This is a genomic window from Bradyrhizobium sp. LB14.3 (genome assembly GCF_040547985.1).
Taxonomy (GTDB): domain Bacteria; phylum Pseudomonadota; class Alphaproteobacteria; order Rhizobiales; family Xanthobacteraceae; genus Bradyrhizobium.
This window is the reverse complement of sequence record NZ_JBEPQT010000023.1, coordinates 41,989-57,881: the sequence shown is the minus strand read 5'-3', so window position 1 is coordinate 57,881 and position 15,893 is coordinate 41,989. Positions and strand designations below refer to the sequence as shown.

General features: G+C 65.0%; 16 protein-coding genes. 10 read left to right on the top strand and 6 right to left on the bottom strand.

Translation table 11 applies throughout. The features are described from left to right. Window positions 1–67: 67 nt before the first annotated feature. Both ABIB00_RS30220 and argJ read left to right on the top strand, forming a co-directional pair. A complete protein-coding gene (locus ABIB00_RS30220; RefSeq protein WP_354106880.1) occupies window positions 68–1,036 on the top strand; it encodes a peptidylprolyl isomerase in 969 nt (322 codons plus the stop codon). A gap of 128 nt (window positions 1,037–1,164) precedes the next feature. Further along, entirely contained in the window at window positions 1,165–2,406 is a 1,242-nt protein-coding gene (gene argJ / locus ABIB00_RS30215) for a bifunctional glutamate N-acetyltransferase/amino-acid acetyltransferase ArgJ (RefSeq protein ID WP_354106879.1), read from the top strand. 81 nt (window positions 2,407–2,487) lie between these two features. On the opposite strand, the gene ABIB00_RS30210 is transcribed toward argJ, so the two are convergent. After that, entirely contained in the window at window positions 2,488–3,837 is a 1,350-nt protein-coding gene (locus ABIB00_RS30210; protein ID WP_354106878.1) for a TadE/TadG family type IV pilus assembly protein, read from the bottom strand. Window positions 3,838–3,974: 137 nt separating this feature from the next. Between ABIB00_RS30210 and ABIB00_RS30205 the strand changes: the two genes are divergently transcribed. Then, window positions 3,975–4,385: a (deoxy)nucleoside triphosphate pyrophosphohydrolase gene (locus tag ABIB00_RS30205; protein ID WP_354106877.1), complete on the top strand. Its 411-nt coding sequence runs from the start codon at window positions 3,975–3,977 to the stop codon at window positions 4,383–4,385. A 135-nt stretch (window positions 4,386–4,520) separates the two neighbouring features. Here ABIB00_RS30205 and ABIB00_RS30200 read toward each other — a convergent pair whose 3' ends face one another. Beyond that, entirely contained in the window at window positions 4,521–5,369 is an 849-nt protein-coding gene (locus tag ABIB00_RS30200; RefSeq protein WP_354106876.1) for a methyltransferase domain-containing protein, read from the bottom strand. A 143-nt stretch (window positions 5,370–5,512) separates the two neighbouring features. Here ABIB00_RS30200 and ABIB00_RS30195 point away from each other — a divergent pair, with 143 nt between their 5' ends. Genes ABIB00_RS30195 through ABIB00_RS30180 form a run of 4 tightly spaced genes read left to right on the top strand, consistent with a single transcriptional unit; the run spans window position 5,513 to window position 7,984 of the window. After that, on the top strand, window positions 5,513–6,307 hold the full coding sequence (locus ABIB00_RS30195; protein WP_354106875.1) for a ComF family protein: 795 nt from the start codon (window positions 5,513–5,515) through the stop codon (window positions 6,305–6,307). A gap of 47 nt (window positions 6,308–6,354) precedes the next feature. Continuing rightward, the gene (gene grxC, locus ABIB00_RS30190) at window positions 6,355–6,630 is read left to right on the top strand and encodes a glutaredoxin 3 (protein WP_354106874.1); all 276 of its coding nucleotides are present in this window, start codon (window positions 6,355–6,357) and stop codon (window positions 6,628–6,630) included. Then, window positions 6,627–7,505 carry a carbon-nitrogen hydrolase family protein gene (locus ABIB00_RS30185; RefSeq protein WP_354106873.1) on the top strand — a complete coding sequence of 293 codons (879 nt, stop codon included), beginning with the start codon at window positions 6,627–6,629 and terminating at the stop codon, window positions 7,503–7,505. Before grxC ends, ABIB00_RS30185 begins: the two co-directional genes overlap by 4 nt. After that, the gene (locus tag ABIB00_RS30180; protein ID WP_354106872.1) at window positions 7,502–7,984 is read left to right on the top strand and encodes a DUF1178 family protein; all 483 of its coding nucleotides are present in this window, start codon (window positions 7,502–7,504) and stop codon (window positions 7,982–7,984) included. Before ABIB00_RS30185 ends, ABIB00_RS30180 begins: the two co-directional genes overlap by 4 nt. On the opposite strand, the gene ABIB00_RS30175 is transcribed toward ABIB00_RS30180, so the two are convergent. The 3 genes from ABIB00_RS30175 to ABIB00_RS30165 all read right to left on the bottom strand — a co-directional run bounded on the left by ABIB00_RS30175 (window position 7,981) and on the right by ABIB00_RS30165 (window position 10,263). Further along, on the bottom strand, window positions 7,981–8,880 hold the full coding sequence (locus ABIB00_RS30175; RefSeq protein ID WP_354106871.1) for an EamA family transporter: 900 nt from the start codon (window positions 8,878–8,880) through the stop codon (window positions 7,981–7,983). The genes ABIB00_RS30180 and ABIB00_RS30175 overlap by 4 nt on opposite strands. Before the next feature lie 127 nt (window positions 8,881–9,007). Then, window positions 9,008–9,781, bottom strand: a complete 774-nt coding sequence (ubiG, locus tag ABIB00_RS30170) for a bifunctional 2-polyprenyl-6-hydroxyphenol methylase/3-demethylubiquinol 3-O-methyltransferase UbiG (RefSeq protein ID WP_354106870.1) — start codon at window positions 9,779–9,781, stop codon at window positions 9,008–9,010. 14 nt (window positions 9,782–9,795) lie between these two features. Continuing rightward, a complete protein-coding gene (locus ABIB00_RS30165) occupies window positions 9,796–10,263 on the bottom strand; it encodes a PH domain-containing protein (protein ID WP_247353127.1) in 468 nt (155 codons plus the stop codon). Window positions 10,264–10,412: 149 nt separating this feature from the next. Between ABIB00_RS30165 and ABIB00_RS30160 the strand changes: the two genes are divergently transcribed. The 3 genes from ABIB00_RS30160 (at window position 10,413) to prfA (ending at window position 15,363) form a co-directional block, all read left to right on the top strand. Beyond that, window positions 10,413–11,669 (top strand): aspartate kinase, encoded by a 1,257-nt coding sequence (locus ABIB00_RS30160; RefSeq protein ID WP_354106869.1) that lies wholly within the window; start codon window positions 10,413–10,415, stop codon window positions 11,667–11,669. Window positions 11,670–11,952: 283 nt separating this feature from the next. Next, window positions 11,953–14,220: a phosphoenolpyruvate--protein phosphotransferase gene (gene ptsP, locus ABIB00_RS30155; RefSeq protein WP_354106868.1), complete on the top strand. Its 2,268-nt coding sequence runs from the start codon at window positions 11,953–11,955 to the stop codon at window positions 14,218–14,220. A 57-nt stretch (window positions 14,221–14,277) separates the two neighbouring features. After that, entirely contained in the window at window positions 14,278–15,363 is a 1,086-nt protein-coding gene (gene prfA / locus ABIB00_RS30150) for a peptide chain release factor 1 (protein WP_354106867.1), read from the top strand. A gap of 36 nt (window positions 15,364–15,399) precedes the next feature. On the opposite strand, the gene ABIB00_RS30145 is transcribed toward prfA, so the two are convergent. Then, window positions 15,400–15,876 carry a MarR family winged helix-turn-helix transcriptional regulator gene (locus ABIB00_RS30145; protein WP_247444649.1) on the bottom strand — a complete coding sequence of 159 codons (477 nt, stop codon included), beginning with the start codon at window positions 15,874–15,876 and terminating at the stop codon, window positions 15,400–15,402. Window positions 15,877–15,893 lie beyond the last annotated feature (17 nt).

Below are 15,893 nucleotides of genomic sequence, written 5' to 3'. Positions count from 1 at the left end.
GGCCCCCTGAATTGGGCGAGTGTCCGCCCCGCTCGAGCAGCCCCCTGCTTCAACAAAAGGATTTTCCATGACCACCTCGTTCCCGGTAACAACCGGCCAGCGTTTCCGCCACGCGTCCGCCCTGGCTGGCTGCCTCGCTTTGGCGCTGTCCCTGGCGTTCGCGGGCCCGCTCCGGGCCGCCGACGATCCGGTACTGGCGAAGGTCAATGGCGCGGAAATCAAGAAGAGCGACGTCGCCATGGCCGAGGAGGAACTCGGGCCGAGCCTCGCCCAGATGGACCCGGCGACCAAGGACGAGAACGTCCTGTCCTTCCTGATCGACATGAAGATCGTCGGCAAGGCCGCCGAGGACAAGAAGGTCGCCGACGGCGAGGAGTTCAAGAAGCGCCTCGCATTCGCCCGCAACCGCCTGCTGATGGACAGCCTGCTCGCCGGCGAGGGCAAGGCCGCGATCACCCCGGACGCCATGAAGAAGGTCTATGACGAGGCCTCCAAGCAGATCACCGGCGAGCAGGAAGTTCGCGCGCGCCACATCCTGGTCGAGACCGAGGACGAGGCCAAGGCGGTGAAGGCCGAGCTCGACAAGGGCGCCGATTTCGCCGAGCTCGCCAAGAAGAAATCCAAGGATCCGGGCTCGGCCGACGGCGGCGACCTGGGCTTCTTCACCAAGGAGCAGATGGTGCCGGAATTCTCGGCGGTCGCCTTCGCGCTCGAGCCGGGCAAGATCTCCGATCCCGTGAAGTCGCAGTTCGGCTGGCACGTCATCAAGGTCGAGGAAAAGCGCAGCCGCAAGGCGCCGGACTTCGAGCAGGTCAAGGCCCAGATCGAGCAGTATGTCACCCGCAAGGCCCAGGCCGACTACGTCGCCAAGCTGCGCGCGGAAGCCAAGGTCGAGCGGCTGGACCAGCCGGCCGATGCGGCAAAGGACGCCAAGCCGGCTGATGCGGCCAAACCTTCCGATGCCAAGCCTTCCGATGCCAAGCCTTCCGATGCGAAGCCCTCCGACAGCAAGATGGCGCCCCCGGCGAAGAAGTAAGAATTCGCTGTCACTTCACGGACGCCAATAGTATCTAACGTCGCAATGGCCGGGCCAAAAGTGCGAAGCACGTCTTCGCACTGGATGTCCCGGCCATCTGCATGTCCAGACCTCACCAAGGCGCCCCGATGTCCTCCTCCGTTTCTCCCCTCGCCCCGAAAAACGTTCCCGACATGCCCGTGATCGCGGGCGTCCGCCTTGCGACGGCCGAGGCCGGCATCCGCTACAAGAACCGCACCGACGTTCTGCTCGCGGTGATGGACAAGGGTACCGCGGTCGCAGGTGTCTTCACCCAATCGAAATGCCCGTCCGCGCCGGTGGAATGGTGCCGCGCCAAGCTGAAGGGCGGCAAGGCGCGGGCGCTGGTGGTCAATTCCGGCAATGCCAATGCCTTTACCGGCAAGACCGGCCGCAGCTCCACCGCGCTGACCGCGAAGATCGCGGCCAAGGCCGTCGGATGCCCCGAGGGCGAAATCTTCCTGGCCTCGACCGGCGTGATCGGCGAGCCGCTGGATGCGACCAAGTTCGACGGCGTGCTCGGGCGTCTCGCGGAAACCACCGAGGCCGGCGATTATCTGGCGGCCGCCAAGGCGATCATGACCACCGACACCTTCCCGAAGGTTGCGACCGCGACCGTGAAGCTCGGCAAGGCCAAGGTCACGATCAACGGCATGGCCAAAGGCGCCGGCATGATCGCGCCCGACATGGCGACGATGCTGTCGTTCGTCTTCACCGACGCACCGATCGCGCCCGCCGCGCTGCAGGCGCTGCTCAAGAGCGGCGTTGAGGACACGTTCAACGCAGTGACGATCGACGGCGACACCTCGACCTCGGATACGCTGCTGGCCTTTGCCACCGGTGCTGCCGCCGAACACGGCGCGCCAAGGATCAGCCGCGCCAGCGACCCGCGCCTGAAGGCCTTCGTCAAGGCGTTCAACCAGGTGCTCGCCAATCTTTCCGAGCAGGTGGCCCGCGACGGCGAAGGCGCGCGCAAGCTGGTCGAGATCACGGTCGAGGGTGCCAAGACCAAGGCGTCGGCGCGCAAGATCGCGATGTCGATCGCCAACTCGCCGCTGGTGAAGACCGCGATCGCCGGCGAAGACGCCAATTGGGGCCGCGTGGTGATGGCGGTCGGCAAGGCCGGCGAACCGGCCGACCGCGACAAGCTCTCGATCTCCTTCAACGGCATCCGCGTCGCCAAGAGCGGCGCGCGCGATCCGTCCTATGACGAGGCCCAGGTGTCGGAGGCGATGAAGGCGCCGGAGATCTCGATCAAGGTCTCGCTCGGCCTCGGCAAGGGCCGCGACCGCGTGCTGACCTGCGACCTCACCAAGGAGTATGTCGCGATCAACGGGGATTACAGGTCGTAGCCCATCTCCTCGCCCCGTTCTTGCGGGGTGAGGGGCCGCCGCCGCATCGACGCTGACAACCGGACTCGCGGAGAGTCCCTCTCACCCCGAGATCCGTGCGTCCGCGAGCGCCTTCCGGAACAGAGCGTTCATCGCGTCCGAAATGCCCTGGGTGGGGCTAACCTCGAAATAGAATCCTGGCGAAGCGCAGCTCTCCATGTTCTGCGCGATCTCGCTGTTCGGGGACGGCCCCCATGTCCCGGCGTTGAAGGGCGCGATCCAGTCCTTGTACCAGCTGTCAGTAGGAGGCTGATACGTTGTGTACAGCACCGCGACCTTGATACCGCGGTTCTTCAACGTCGTGCACAGCGCGGGATTGATAGGTGACTGACAGCGCGGCGCTATGTTTCCCCAATTCTTGTTGTACATCGTCTTCAGGCAAGAGGCATTGCTTTCATCGGCGACGCCGTCCGATACAAAAAACAAATACTTCAGGGGGGCGGAAGATGTGCCGACTCCCGGCGAGGCGATTGCGCTATTGATTGCGGGAAAGATGGCGGTGAAGGGAGTATCCTTATCGGCAGTAAAAGCGTCATTCTGACCGGCGACCGACATCAGGTCGATGTTTCCCGCCGCAGTCTTGGCGGACGTCAGGCTCGACGAGAGCGAAAACAGATTTCTCAATCCGATCGTCGCTGACGCAGCGCCGAAATCGTAGATCGCCATCCTGAACTGGTTCGTGTAGGTCTGCGTGTTCCGGGCTGTGTCCATCAAGTTCGCGCTCGCCTGGCGCACCACGTCGATTCGGGTAGTGATGCCATTTGCTTTGGCAATGTCGTAGTTGCTTGTGCCGGCCTTCTTGGAGGTGTCGTGACACGCGAATGCGCATCCACCGGTCTTTGCCTGCAAATTCGTTATGTCGGTCGGTGTCGCTGCGACACCCATCGACGGAGAATTGTCCAACAGGAGATAGAAGTCGATATAGAGCGGCATGTTGGCCGTGGCCGTGGAAGTGCCCGACATCGCCACCGTGCTCTTGCCGATCACGCCGAGAAACATCGTGTTGATGGTCGCGGAAAAATTGACCGTCGAGGTTACCGTGGAGCCAGTCTTTGAGACGACCGGCGTCACGCTGGTGAGCGTGTATCCGTTCTGATTTGCCCGGTTGGCGTCGAAGATGTTCTTGGCGTCGGTGACTCCGGCCGCAATGGATCCGTCCGCCGTCATGGTGCCAGCCGCGAGGTACGCCGGCGAATTCTTGGCAATCGAACCGACGCTGGCGGCGTCCGCCGCAGCCTGCAGCTTGGATCTGATCTGCGTCGCCCGCGAATAGTCGATCCCGCAGCCGACCGCGGTGATCAGCGGGACGCAGGTCAGCGCGAAGATCACTGCGATATTGCCGCGTTGATCGAGACCGAACCGTTGGAGAATTGTGCGAAGCGCGGCACGCATAGGTGGGGATCCCGGAATCTGAGCTTTTCCACTCTAGGAACCGTCGATTAAATATGACTTATGGAGACCTCGGAAACCGGGCCGTAACGGGGTTAACGGACCGTTACGGATGATCTTCAGCGAGCGACATTCCAGGCATGGCCGATCTCAAACTGACACTGGTGGTGGCCTGCGCGCTTGTCGATGCCGACAAACGCGTCCTGATCGCGCAGCGCCCCGAGGGCAAGACGCTGGCCGGCCTCTGGGAATTTCCCGGCGGCAAATGTGAACCCGGCGAGCGGCCGGAGCAGAGCCTGATCCGCGAGCTCCACGAGGAGCTCGGCATCACGGTCGCCGAACCCTGCTTGGCCCCGCTGACCTTTGCGAGCCACGGCTACGAGACCTTTCATCTCCTGATGCCGCTCTACATTTGCCGGCGCTGGGAGGGGCAAGTGATGCCGCGCGAAGGCCAGACCCTGGCCTGGGTCCGCGCCAACAGACTGCGCGACTACCCGATGCCGCCCGCGGACATTCCGCTGATCCCGCATTTGATCGATTTGCTGATGTGAGAGGTGCGGTGCCCGGGACGCAGCGCAGCGCTTCTTCAGCGATGCGCTGCTGAGCCGGGGCCCATGCTTGCCGCAGGGCTGGGTCCCGGCTCTGCGCAGCAGCGTAAGAACGCTGCAGCGCGTCCGGGACACACGTCACTCCTTCCCCGCCTTCTTCACCGCCTCCGCCAGGCTCGCCTTCGCCGACCCCGGCTTCAGCGGCTGCTGCTGGCTCGCATGCGGGGCCCAGCCCGAAAGCCAGATGATGTCGAATGTCGCATGAATGCGGCCGTCGACATCGGCAAAGCGTTCGGCATAAATCTCGGCCATCCGCAGCAGCGTCGCGCGCCGCGACAACGTACGGCGGCGCTCGATCAGCACATTGGCCGCGCCCATGCGGCGGAGATCCTGCATCAGCGCAAATGCATTGGCGTAACGCACCACGACGCGGTCGACATCGGTGACCGGCAGCGCAAAGCCTGCCCGCTGCAACAGCGCGCCGATGTCGCGCAAGTCAGCGAACGGCGCCACGCGCGGCGACACGCCGCCTTCGCATTCAGCTTCCGCCGCGGCGAACGCCTGCCGCAGCTCGGTCAGGCTGTCGCCACCGATCATCGCGGCGAGCAGCAGACCGTCCGGCTTCAGCGCACGACGGATTTGCGCGAGCACGCCCGGCAGATCGTTGACGAATTGCAGCGCCAGCGCCGACACGACGAGGTCGAGGCTCTCCGGTGCAAAGGGAAGTGTCTCCATACCCGCTGCGTCGAGCGCGATCCGCTCGACGCAAGGCAGTCGTGCGCGCAACGCCGCAAGTCCCTCGCCGGGCGTCCAGAGATCGGCTCCCGCGTGAAACTCGCGCATCACAGCAGCCAGCCGGTCGGACATGTCCTCGGCGACCCGATCGAGCAGGAAGGTGACCTCGCCCTGCGCCTGCGCGCGCCGCTGCCGCGCATGCAGCAAGGCGCGATCGAACAGAGCGGGCGGGGTCTGGGAGGGCTGAGCCATGCCGCTGGTTACGCCGATCCAAGTCGTTCTGGCAATCGCCTCTGTTCTGTCCCGGACGCGGTGCGGCACGCAGTGACGCTCCGCAGAGCCGGCGCACGAGAGTGCTGCTTGAGCCGACAAGCGCGGAACGCTAGCTTCTCCCCATGGACGCCTCCGCCCCTTCCCGCTCGCTCTCCGGACCCTTGCGGGCCGCATGGACGGCCGGCCGCCATGCCCTGTCGCGTGCGGCGCGGCTCGCGCTCGACATCGCGCTGCCGACCTTGTGTGTGTCCTGCCGCGAGCCAGTCGATGGCGAGGGCGTGTGCGCGGCCTGCTGGGCGCGGCTGTCGTTCATCGAACGGCCCTACTGCCCGCGGCTCGGCATTCCCTTTGTGTATGACCCCGGCCCCGACATGCTGTCGATGGAGGCGATCGCGAGCCCACCGGCCTACCAGCGGGCGCGCGCCGCGGTACGTTACGACGACGTCGCGCGCACCCTGGTGCATGCGCTGAAATACCAGGACCGCACGGATTTGGCGCCCGCCATGGGCCGCTGGATGGCGCGTGCGGGTGGCGAGCTGCTCAGCGAGGCCGATATGCTGGTGCCTGTTCCCCTGCATTGGCGAAGGGCCTGGCGCCGCCGCTACAACCAGTCCGGGGCGCTGGCGCGGATCATCGAGAGGCAGAGCGGAGTGAAAGTGAAGGCCGAGGTGCTGCGCCGGGTACGCGCCACCGAGCAACAGATCGGCCTGTCGCGGGCCCAGCGCGCCACCAATGTGCAGGGCGCATTCCAGGTATCGCCCGACCGTCAGGCGGAGGTCCAGGGTCGGCGCATTGTCCTCATCGACGACGTCCTGACCTCGGGTGCGACGCTGGATGCCTGCGCGCGGGCCCTGCTCCGCGCCAAGGCGGCCCAAGTGGACGTGCTGGTCTTTGCCCGGGTTGTCGAGAGCCGGTGAAGTCCCATATAATTCAATGAATTCATGACATGAGAGCGCCAGACAACATGACCGCTGCTGTGGAGATCTACACAAGGCCGGGCTGCGGCTATTGTTCCGCCGCCAGGTCCCTGCTGACCCGCAAGAAGGCAACCTTCACGGAGTTCGATATCGCCAGGAACCCGTCCTGGCGCCAGGAGATGTACGATCGCGCCGGAGAAGGCACGACCTTCCCGCAGATCTGGATCGGCGGAACCCATGTTGGGGGCTGCGACGAACTCTATGCGCTCGACCGCGGCGGCAAGCTCGACGGCATGCTTGAACATGTGAAGGCGGAGTCATGAACGAGATCGGGACCTTCACCGCGGCCATGGTGCAGATGCGCACCGGCCTGATGCCCGAGCCGAGCCTCGCGCAGGCCACCAAACTGATCCGGCAGGCTGCGGCCAATGGCGCCGACTACGTGCAGACGCCCGAAGTCAGCAACATGATGCAGGCCAACCGCAAGGCGCTGTTCGAGCACCTCCAGAGCGAAAACGACGACAACTCGCTGAGGGCCTACCGGGCGCTCGCGGCGGAGCTGAAAATCCACATCCATGTCGGCTCGCTGGCGCTGCGCTTCTCAGAGGAGAAAGCGGTCAACCGCTCCTTCCTGATCGGGCCCGAGGGCAGTGTGCTCGCGAGCTACGACAAGATCCACATGTTCGACATCGAGCTGCCGGACGGCGAGAGTTATCGCGAATCCGCCAATTACCAGCCGGGCGAGACCGCCGTGATCTCCGACCTGCCCTGGGGCCGCGTCGGGCTGACGATCTGCTACGACGTGCGCTTCCCCGCGCTCTACCGCGCGCTGGCCGAGAGCGGCGCATACTTCATCACGGTGCCCTCGGCCTTCACCCGCAAGACCGGTGAAGCGCATTGGCACGTGCTGCTGCGTGCACGCGCGATCGAGACCGGCTGCTTCATCTTCGCCGCCGCGCAGGCCGGCCTGCATGAGAACAAGCGCGAGACCTATGGCCATTCGCTGATCATCGATCCCTGGGGCGAGATCCTCGCCGAGGGCGATGTCGAGCCGGGCATCATCATGGCCAGGATCGATCCGGCCAAGGTCGAGACCGCGCGCCGCGCAATCCCCTCGCTCCAGCACGGCCGCCGCTTCGGCGTCGCCGACCCCAAGGCCGGGCCGGACCATCTGCACCTCGTGCGGGGATCGGCATGATCCGCTACGCGCTCCACTGCGACCGAAACCACGACTTCGAAAGTTGGTTCCAGAGCTCGTCGGCATACGATTCGCAGGTGAAGCGCAAGCTCGTGACCTGTCCGATCTGCGGCTCGGCCAGGATCAACAAGGCGATCATGGCGCCTCGCATCGTCGGCAACAAAGGCCGCGGACCCGCGACGCCGCCCCCGGAGCCCGTGGCTGCGACCACGCCCGAGGCTACACTGTCCGGACCGACCTCGCTGATGATGGCGCAGGAGAAGGAGCTTCGCACCAAGCTCAAAGAGCTGCGCGATCACATCGTGAAAAACGCCGACAATGTCGGCGAGCGTTTTGCGAACGAGGCCCGCGCGATGCATTACGGCGACAAGGAGCACCGTCCGATCTACGGCGAGGCTTCGCCCGACGAAGCCAAGTCGCTGATCGACGAAGGCATCGAGGTGTCGCCGCTGCCGACGCTGCCGGAAGACCGGAACTAAACCGCCACCAGCACCGCCACGCCGACCACGATCAGCCCGATGCCAAGAATCTCGCGTGCCGCGATTGGCTGCTTGAACGAGTGATACGCCACGGCCTGCGCGAACAGCACCTCGATCAGAGCGAGCGTGCGGACGTTGGCGGCGGCCGTCAGCGCGAAGGCGAGGAACCAGAACTGCGAGGCGAACGCGCCCATGAAGCCCGCGAGCAGCGATGGCTTCCACAGCCCCAAAATCGCCTGAAGCACCTTCGGCGCGCGCCAAAGCAGATAGATCGTCAGGATCAGCGTCTGCACGAACAGGCCGAGCACCAGCGTGAACGATGCTGCCGTTACAAAGGACACGCTGGGCACGTTGATGATAGCGCCGCGGAAACCGACCGCTGACAACGCGAACGCCGCCGCGGCGACCAGACCGGTGATGGTCGGCTTGAGTTCGGCAAAACTCTTCTCACCGCCGGGCCGCAGCGCGGTGACGACGACGCCGATGGTCGCGATCACGATCGCCAGCACCTTGAGCCAAGTCAGGTGATCGCCGAGGAAGACGAAGCCGAAGATCGCGGTCTGGATCGCCTCGGTCTTCAGGTAGGCCGTCGTCACCACGAAGGACCGGTCGTTCATCGCCAGCAGCATCAGGCCGGTCGCCACGATCTGGCTGAGCGCGCCGAGCAGCAGCCACGGCCAGAACACGGTCGGCGGCATGCCGAGATGATCGCCGGTCGCGACCAGCACCACGGCGAGAAACAGCAGCGAGAACGGGAAGCCGAACAGGAAGCGGATATTGGTCGCGCCCCAGGTCCCCAGCGGCTTCGTCAGCGACCGCTGCATCGCATTGCGCGCGACCTGGCCGAGCGCGGCAATGACGGTGAAGGGAATCCAGAGGCTGGCGATGGTGAACATGGGTGAGGGGCGTTAAAGCAGGAAAGGATGCAGCCAACGTGCAAGCTGAGGCTCGCGCGGTCAACCGCAGGGATGTCATGGGAGCGATGCCCGCGCCACAACCTCCCCTGTCGTCCCTACTTGCGCTTCACACCATGCCTTCCGCCACGACCATGTAATTCACGTCCATGTCGGACGAGAGCGTCCATTTGTCGGCGAAGGGGCTGTAGACGACGCCGGTCTGTTCGGTGATGACGAGACGATTGTCGAGCAGGTATTTCGTCAGCTCGTCGGGGGTGACGAACTTGTTCCATTCGTGGGTGCCGCGCGGCAGCCAACGCAGGACGTATTCGGCGCCGACGATGGCAAGCGCAAAGCTCTTCCAGTTCCTGTTCAGCGTCGAGACCACCATCAACCCGTTCGGCTTCAGCATCGCGGCGCAGCGCTTCAGGAAAACGCCGACATCGACGACGTGCTCGACCACCTCCATGGCCAGCACGATATCGAAGCGCTCGCGCGGGTCGATCTCTTCCACCGTGGTGCAGCGATAGTCGATCGACAGATGCGCCTTGTCGGCGTGCAGCTTCGCGGCGGCGATGTTGCTGACCGACGGATCGACGCCGATGACCTGCGCACCCAGGCGCGACAACGGCTCGCACAACAGGCCGGCGCCGCAGCCGATGTCGAGCACGCGCAGGCCGCCGAGGCAGTTGAGGCTGCGCAAGTTGCGTTCGAACTTGCGGCAGGCCGCATCGCGGATGTAGCCGAGCCGCAGCGGGTTGATCCGGTGCAGCGGGGCCATCTTGCCGTTCGGGTCCCACCACTCGGCCGAGAGTTTTGAAAATTTCGCGATCTCGGCGGCGTCGACGGTCGAGCCCGGCTGCGGGCTTGCGGTAGCGGAAGTATCTTGCTGCATGCTCATCAGTAAGCGCGGTCCTACCGCGTGGTGATCGAACTACGGAAGGCGAGCGGCGAGGCGATGGTCCGGATGGTTTCGCGACCTTCCCCCACGCCATTGATGGTCACGTCGCCATAGTTGAGAATGCGTCCAAGAATGGTCTGATTCACATCGACGCTCTCGACCTTGTCCAGCGCCATCTCGAAGGTGCGGCGCTTGATGAACCCGGTCTTGTGCACAACCCGCAAGTTGGTGACGTCGGTCTCGGTGGTGAAGCGGTGGAACCAGCCCTTCAAGGTCCAGAACAGCGCCGCCAAGGCGACCACCCCCGAGGCGATGAGACATAGAATCACAAGCCCGTCGACCGCGGTTTGCCTTGACAGGACGAACAGGCCCAAGGCTGCGATCCATGCGAGGATGGCCGGAAAATAGAAGATCCAGTGCGCATTGGTCGAATACAGCACCCGCTCGCCCGGTTGCAGGATTTCGTCGATATAACGCGCCATAACCTCGATTAACCCATTGCCCGGATTGGCCCGCGCAGGAACCCGCTTGCCCCCGGCCCCGCCCCTCTGTATACGCGCGGTCGGTATCGCAGGCACCCGTCCAGCGCGGGTCACCATACTTATCCTTATGAGGGAATGCACGCGTCGTCATGAGCCGCCTCGTGATGAAATTCGGCGGCACATCCGTCGCCAACATCGAACGTATCCGCAACGTCGCACGCCATGTGAAGCGTGAGGTCGACGCCGGCCATGAAGTGGCAGTGGTCGTCTCGGCGATGTCCGGTAAAACCAACGAGCTGGTGGCCTGGTGCACCGAGGCCTCGCCGATGCACGATGCGCGCGAATACGACGCCGTGGTCGCCTCGGGCGAACAGGTGACGTCCGGCCTGCTTGCCATCGCGCTTCAGGGTATGGGTATCCAGGCCCGCTCCTGGCAGGGCTGGCAGATCCCGATCAAGACCAGCGACGCCCATGCCTCGGCCCGGATCGAGGACATCGACGGCGGCGAGATCATCAAGCGCTTCAGGGAGCGCAAGGAGGTCGCCGTTATCGCCGGCTTCCAGGGCATCAACCCCGAGACCAATCGCATCACCACGCTCGGCCGCGGCGGCTCCGACACCTCGGCCGTGGCGATCGCCGCCGCCATCAAGGCGGACCGCTGCGACATCTATACGGACGTCGATGGTGTCTACACCACCGATCCGCGAGTCGTGCCGAAGGCGCGCCGGCTCGACAAGATCGCGTTCGAAGACATGCTGGAACTGGCCTCCCAAGGCGCAAAAGTGCTCCAGGTCCGCTCGGTGGAACTCGGCATGGTCCACAACATGCCGATTTTCGTCCGATCGAGCTTCGACAAGCCCGAGGATATCGACCCGCATGCCAACCAGCCGCCCGGCACGCTGATCTGCAGCGAGGAGGAGATCATGGAAAGCCACGTCGTCACCGGCATCGCCTTTTCGAAGGACGAGGCCCAGATCTCGGTACGCCAGATCGAGGACAAGCCCGGCGTTGCGGCGTCGATCTTCGGCCCGCTCGCGGATGCCAATATCAACGTCGACATGATCGTGCAGAACGTCTCCGAGGACGGCAAGACCACCGACCTCACCTTCACGGTTCCGGCTGCCGACTACACAAGGGCCAAGGAGACGATCACCGCGGCCAAGAGCCAGATCAATTATGCCCGGCTCGACACCGCCACCGACGTCGCCAAGATCTCGGTGATCGGCAGCGGCATGCGCAGCCATGCCGGCGTCGCCGCCCAGGCATTTTCGGCCCTCGCCGGACGGAATATCAACATCCGAGCCATTACAACCTCCGAGATTAAATTCTCCGTCCTGATCGATACCGCCTACACCGAGCTTGCGGTGCGGACCCTGCACACGCTCTACGGTCTCGATCAGGCATAGGCTAATTTTCTCTTAGCGGTCGCAGCAAACGCGAAGGTGTACACAGCTTCGCGTTTGGCAGGCGTTTTGCTTGGCAAAACAAGCCCTAATTCGCTATACGGCGAACAGGGTGGGCTGCCGCAAACTGTGCCCCAGTTGAGGCGGTGCTGATTCGGCTCAGGTGACGGCTCCAGCGGATCGGCTGGGCCGGCGCCGGACGAGCAAATTCGTTGTTTTTCTGGATTTCTGGGCGAGCCGCCGCGGGCCCCTTCGGCCCCGGCAGACGGTGGAGGGTTGACGGCACATGCGGAGCGCGTCGGGAGGTCCCCGCGTCTTGTTGAGACGGCTCCGCGAAACCATGGCGGAGCAGGTCTCGGCCCAGGAGCGGCTGGACAAGATCGTGGTGCTGATCGCCGCCAATATGGTGGCCGAGGTGTGCTCGGTCTATGTGCTGCGCGTCGACAACACGCTCGAGCTCTATGCCACCGAAGGCCTCAACCGCGAGGCGGTGCACCACACCGTGCTGACGGCCCATGAGGGCCTGGTCGGCCTCGTCGCCAGCGAGGCGACCCCACTCAATCTGAACGACGCACAGAGCCACCCGGCGTTCTCGTTCCGCCCCGAGACCGGCGAAGAAATCTATCACTCCTTCCTCGGCGTGCCGGTCCTGCGCGCCGGCAACACGCTCGGCGTGCTGGTGGTGCAGAACCGCGCCAAGCGCAACTATGTCGAGGAGGAGCTCGAGGCGCTCCAGACCACCGCGATGGTGCTGGCGGAGCTGATCGCCTCCGGCGAGCTGTCCGCGCTGGCCCAGCCCGGCCAGGAGCCCGCCGCGCGCCATTCGGCGCAGAAGGTCGGCGCCATCCTGTCGGAAGGCATCGCGCTCGGCCACGTCGTGCTGCACGAGCCGCGCGTCGTCATCAAGGACTACATCGCCGAGGACCTGCCCAAGGAGATCAAACGGCTCGACACCGCGCTCGCTAAGCTGCGCGCCGACCTCGATCGCATGCTGGAGCGCGGCGACGTCGCCGAGGGCGGCGAGCATCGCGAGGTGCTGGAAGCTTACCGCATGTTCGCCAACGACCAGGGCTGGTCGCACAAGCTGCACGAGGCGGTCGCCACCGGCCTCACGGCGGAAGCCGCCGTCGAGCGCGTGCAGTCCGACACCCGCGCGCGCATGCTGCGCTCGACCGATCCCTATTTGCGCGACCGGCTGCATGATCTCGAGGATCTCGGCTATCGCCTGATGCGGCAGCTGGTCGGCCAGGATCACGCGCCTTCACGTGAACAATTGCCCGACAACGCCATCGTCATCGCGCGCGCGATGGGCCCGGCGGCGCTGCTCGACTACGACCGCAAGCGCCTGCGCGGCATCGTGCTGGAGGAAGGCACCGCCAATTCCCACGTCTCGATCGTGGCGCGTGCGCTCGGCATTCCCGCGGTCGGCGAAGTGCCGAACGCACCTGGTATCGCCGATCCCGGCGACGCCATCATCGTCGACGGCACTTCCGGCTCGATCTATGTCCGTCCGTCGCAGGAGGTCGAGGCCGCCTTCGCCGAGCGCGTGCGCTTCCGCGCCCGCCGCCAGGCGCAATATCTGGCGCTGCGCGACCTGCCCTGCGTCACCAAAGACGGCCAGAAGGTCGAGCTGATGATCAATGCGGGTCTCGCCATCGACCTGCCGCATATCGAGGACACCGGCAGCGCCGGCATCGGCCTGTTCCGCACCGAGCTGCAATTCATGGTCGGCCAGAGCCTGCCGCGCACCAGCGACCAACTCGCGCTCTATCGTACCGTGCTGGATGCCGCCGGCACCAAACCCGTCACGTTCCGCACCCTCGACATCGGCGGCGACAAGGCGCTGCCTTATATGGAAGCGGTGATCGAGGAGAATCCCGCGCTCGGGTGGCGCGCGATCCGGCTCGGGCTCGACCGTCCCGGCCTGTTGCGCGGCCAGATCCGCGCGCTGCTGCGCGCTGGCGGCGGCCGTGCGCTGCGCATCATGTTCCCGATGATCTCGGAGGTCGGCGAATTCGATTCGGCGAAGGCGCTGGTCGAACGCGAGCTGACCTATCTGCGCCAGCACGGCCACACCCTGCCGGAGCGGATCGACATCGGCACCATGGTCGAGGTGCCGGCGCTGCTCTATCAGCTCGACGAGCTTCTGAAGAAGGTCGACTTCATTTCGGTCGGCTCCAACGATCTGTTCCAGTTCCTGTTCGCGGTCGACCGCGGCAACGCAAAGGTCGCCGGGCGCTTCGACACCATGTCGGCGCCGATCCTGCGTGCGCTGCGCGACATCGCGCGCAAGTCGCAAGCGGCAAAGAAATCGCTGTCGCTCTGCGGCGAGATGGCGTCGAAGCCGATCGGCGCGCTGGCGCTGATCGCGATGGGCTACCGCTCGCTGTCGCTTTCGGCGACCGCGCTTGGCCCGGTCAAGGCGATGGTGATCGATCTCGACGCCAAGAAGGCCGAAGAGATGCTCGGCCCCTTGCTGGACGCCCCCGCCGGGAGCGTCTCGATCCGGCAGAAGCTGACGGAGTTTGCCGAGGCCGAAGGCCTGGCGTTGTAGCGGGCCTGTCGCCCCTTCCTGCCGCCTCGCCCTTTTCCGCATCTTGAGACTAAACCGATGTCGTCACTGCCCGAAGCCAAACTGGACGTCCTGCTCGCGCATCACGCCTCGCTCGAGGCCGAATCGCTCGGTCAGCTCGCCTCCGAACGCTATGTGCAGATCACGCGTGAACTCGCCGAGCTCACGCCACTGATCGAAGCGGTCAAGGCCTATCGTTCGGCCGTCAAGGAGCTCGCCGACACCGAGGCACTGATCGCCGATCCCGCGACCGATCCCGAGATGCGCGGCATGGCGGAAGCCGAGCGCGGTGAGTTGACGCCAAAGATCGAGGACCTGGTCCAGAATATCCGCCTCGCTCTGCTGCCCAAGGACGCCATGGACGACCGCAACGTGGTGCTGGAAATCCGCGCCGGCACCGGCGGCGACGAGGCCTCGCTGTTCGCCGGCGATTTGTTCCGGATGTACGAGCGGTTCGCGAGCCTTCAGGGCTGGAAGGTCGAGGTGATCTCGGCGAGCGAAGGCAGCGTCGGCGGCTACAAGGAAGTCATCGCGGAGGTGCAGGGCCGCGGCGCGTTCTCGAAGCTGAAATTCGAATCCGGCGTGCATCGCGTGCAGCGCGTGCCCGACACCGAGACGCAGGGGCGCATTCACACATCCGCCGCGACCGTCGCCGTGATGCCGGAGGTCGAGGAGGTCGACATCGACATCAAGAACGACGATTTGCGCATCGAGACCATGCGCGCGGGAGGCGCCGGCGGCCAGCACGTCAACAAGACGGAATCGGCGATCCGCATCACACATATCCCGACCGGCATCGTGGTGATGATGCAGGACAGCCGCTCGCAGCACAAGAACCGTGCCTCCGCCATGAACATCCTGCGCTCGCGCATCTACGATGCCGAGCAGCAGCGCGTCGATGCCGCCCGCTCGGCCGAGCGCAAGGAGAAGGTCGGGTCCGGAGATCGCAGCGAGCGCATTCGCACCTACAATTTTCCGCAAGGACGCGTCACCGATCACCGCATCAATTTGACGCTGTACAAGCTGCCGCAGGTGATTGCCGGAGAAGCGATCGGGGAACTGATCGACGCACTGACCACCGAGCACCAGGCCGCGCAGCTCGCCGCCCAAGGCGCGGCGGCGTGACCGGCGCCGCGGCCTGATTGGCCGAAATCCCCCCGCTCAGGACTGGCTCGATTGCCGGAATGACTTCAACAAGCGGCTCAACGCCGGGCTCGCAGCGCGACGGAGCTCCTCGAGATTTTTCCTTGAGAGTGCCTGGAGCTTCTGCTCGCCTTTCCTCGTCAGCCTGAGATGAACACGCCTGGCGTCCTCGGGGTCAGTGACTCGGCCGACCAGTCCCAGCTTCGCCATGCGGTTGATCAGCTCGCCGGCCGAGTGGTGTCGTATCAGCAGAAATCGCGCGACGTCACCGACGGTCGCGGGACCCGGACGGACAAAGCCCTTGATACCAAGCAGCGCCTGATGCTGCTGCGGCGTCAATCCCTGCAGGTGTGCGGCCGCCTCACTGAACGTCAGGAAACTCCGGATTTGATAGCGGAACTGCGCAAGCGCCGCGTAGTCGGCCTCGCGCATCGCGCCGCCCTTTGTGGGCACAGCACGCGCCGAGCGTGTCGTCTGCCGCTTCGATGGAGCCATATCCTGCCTGCGACGTC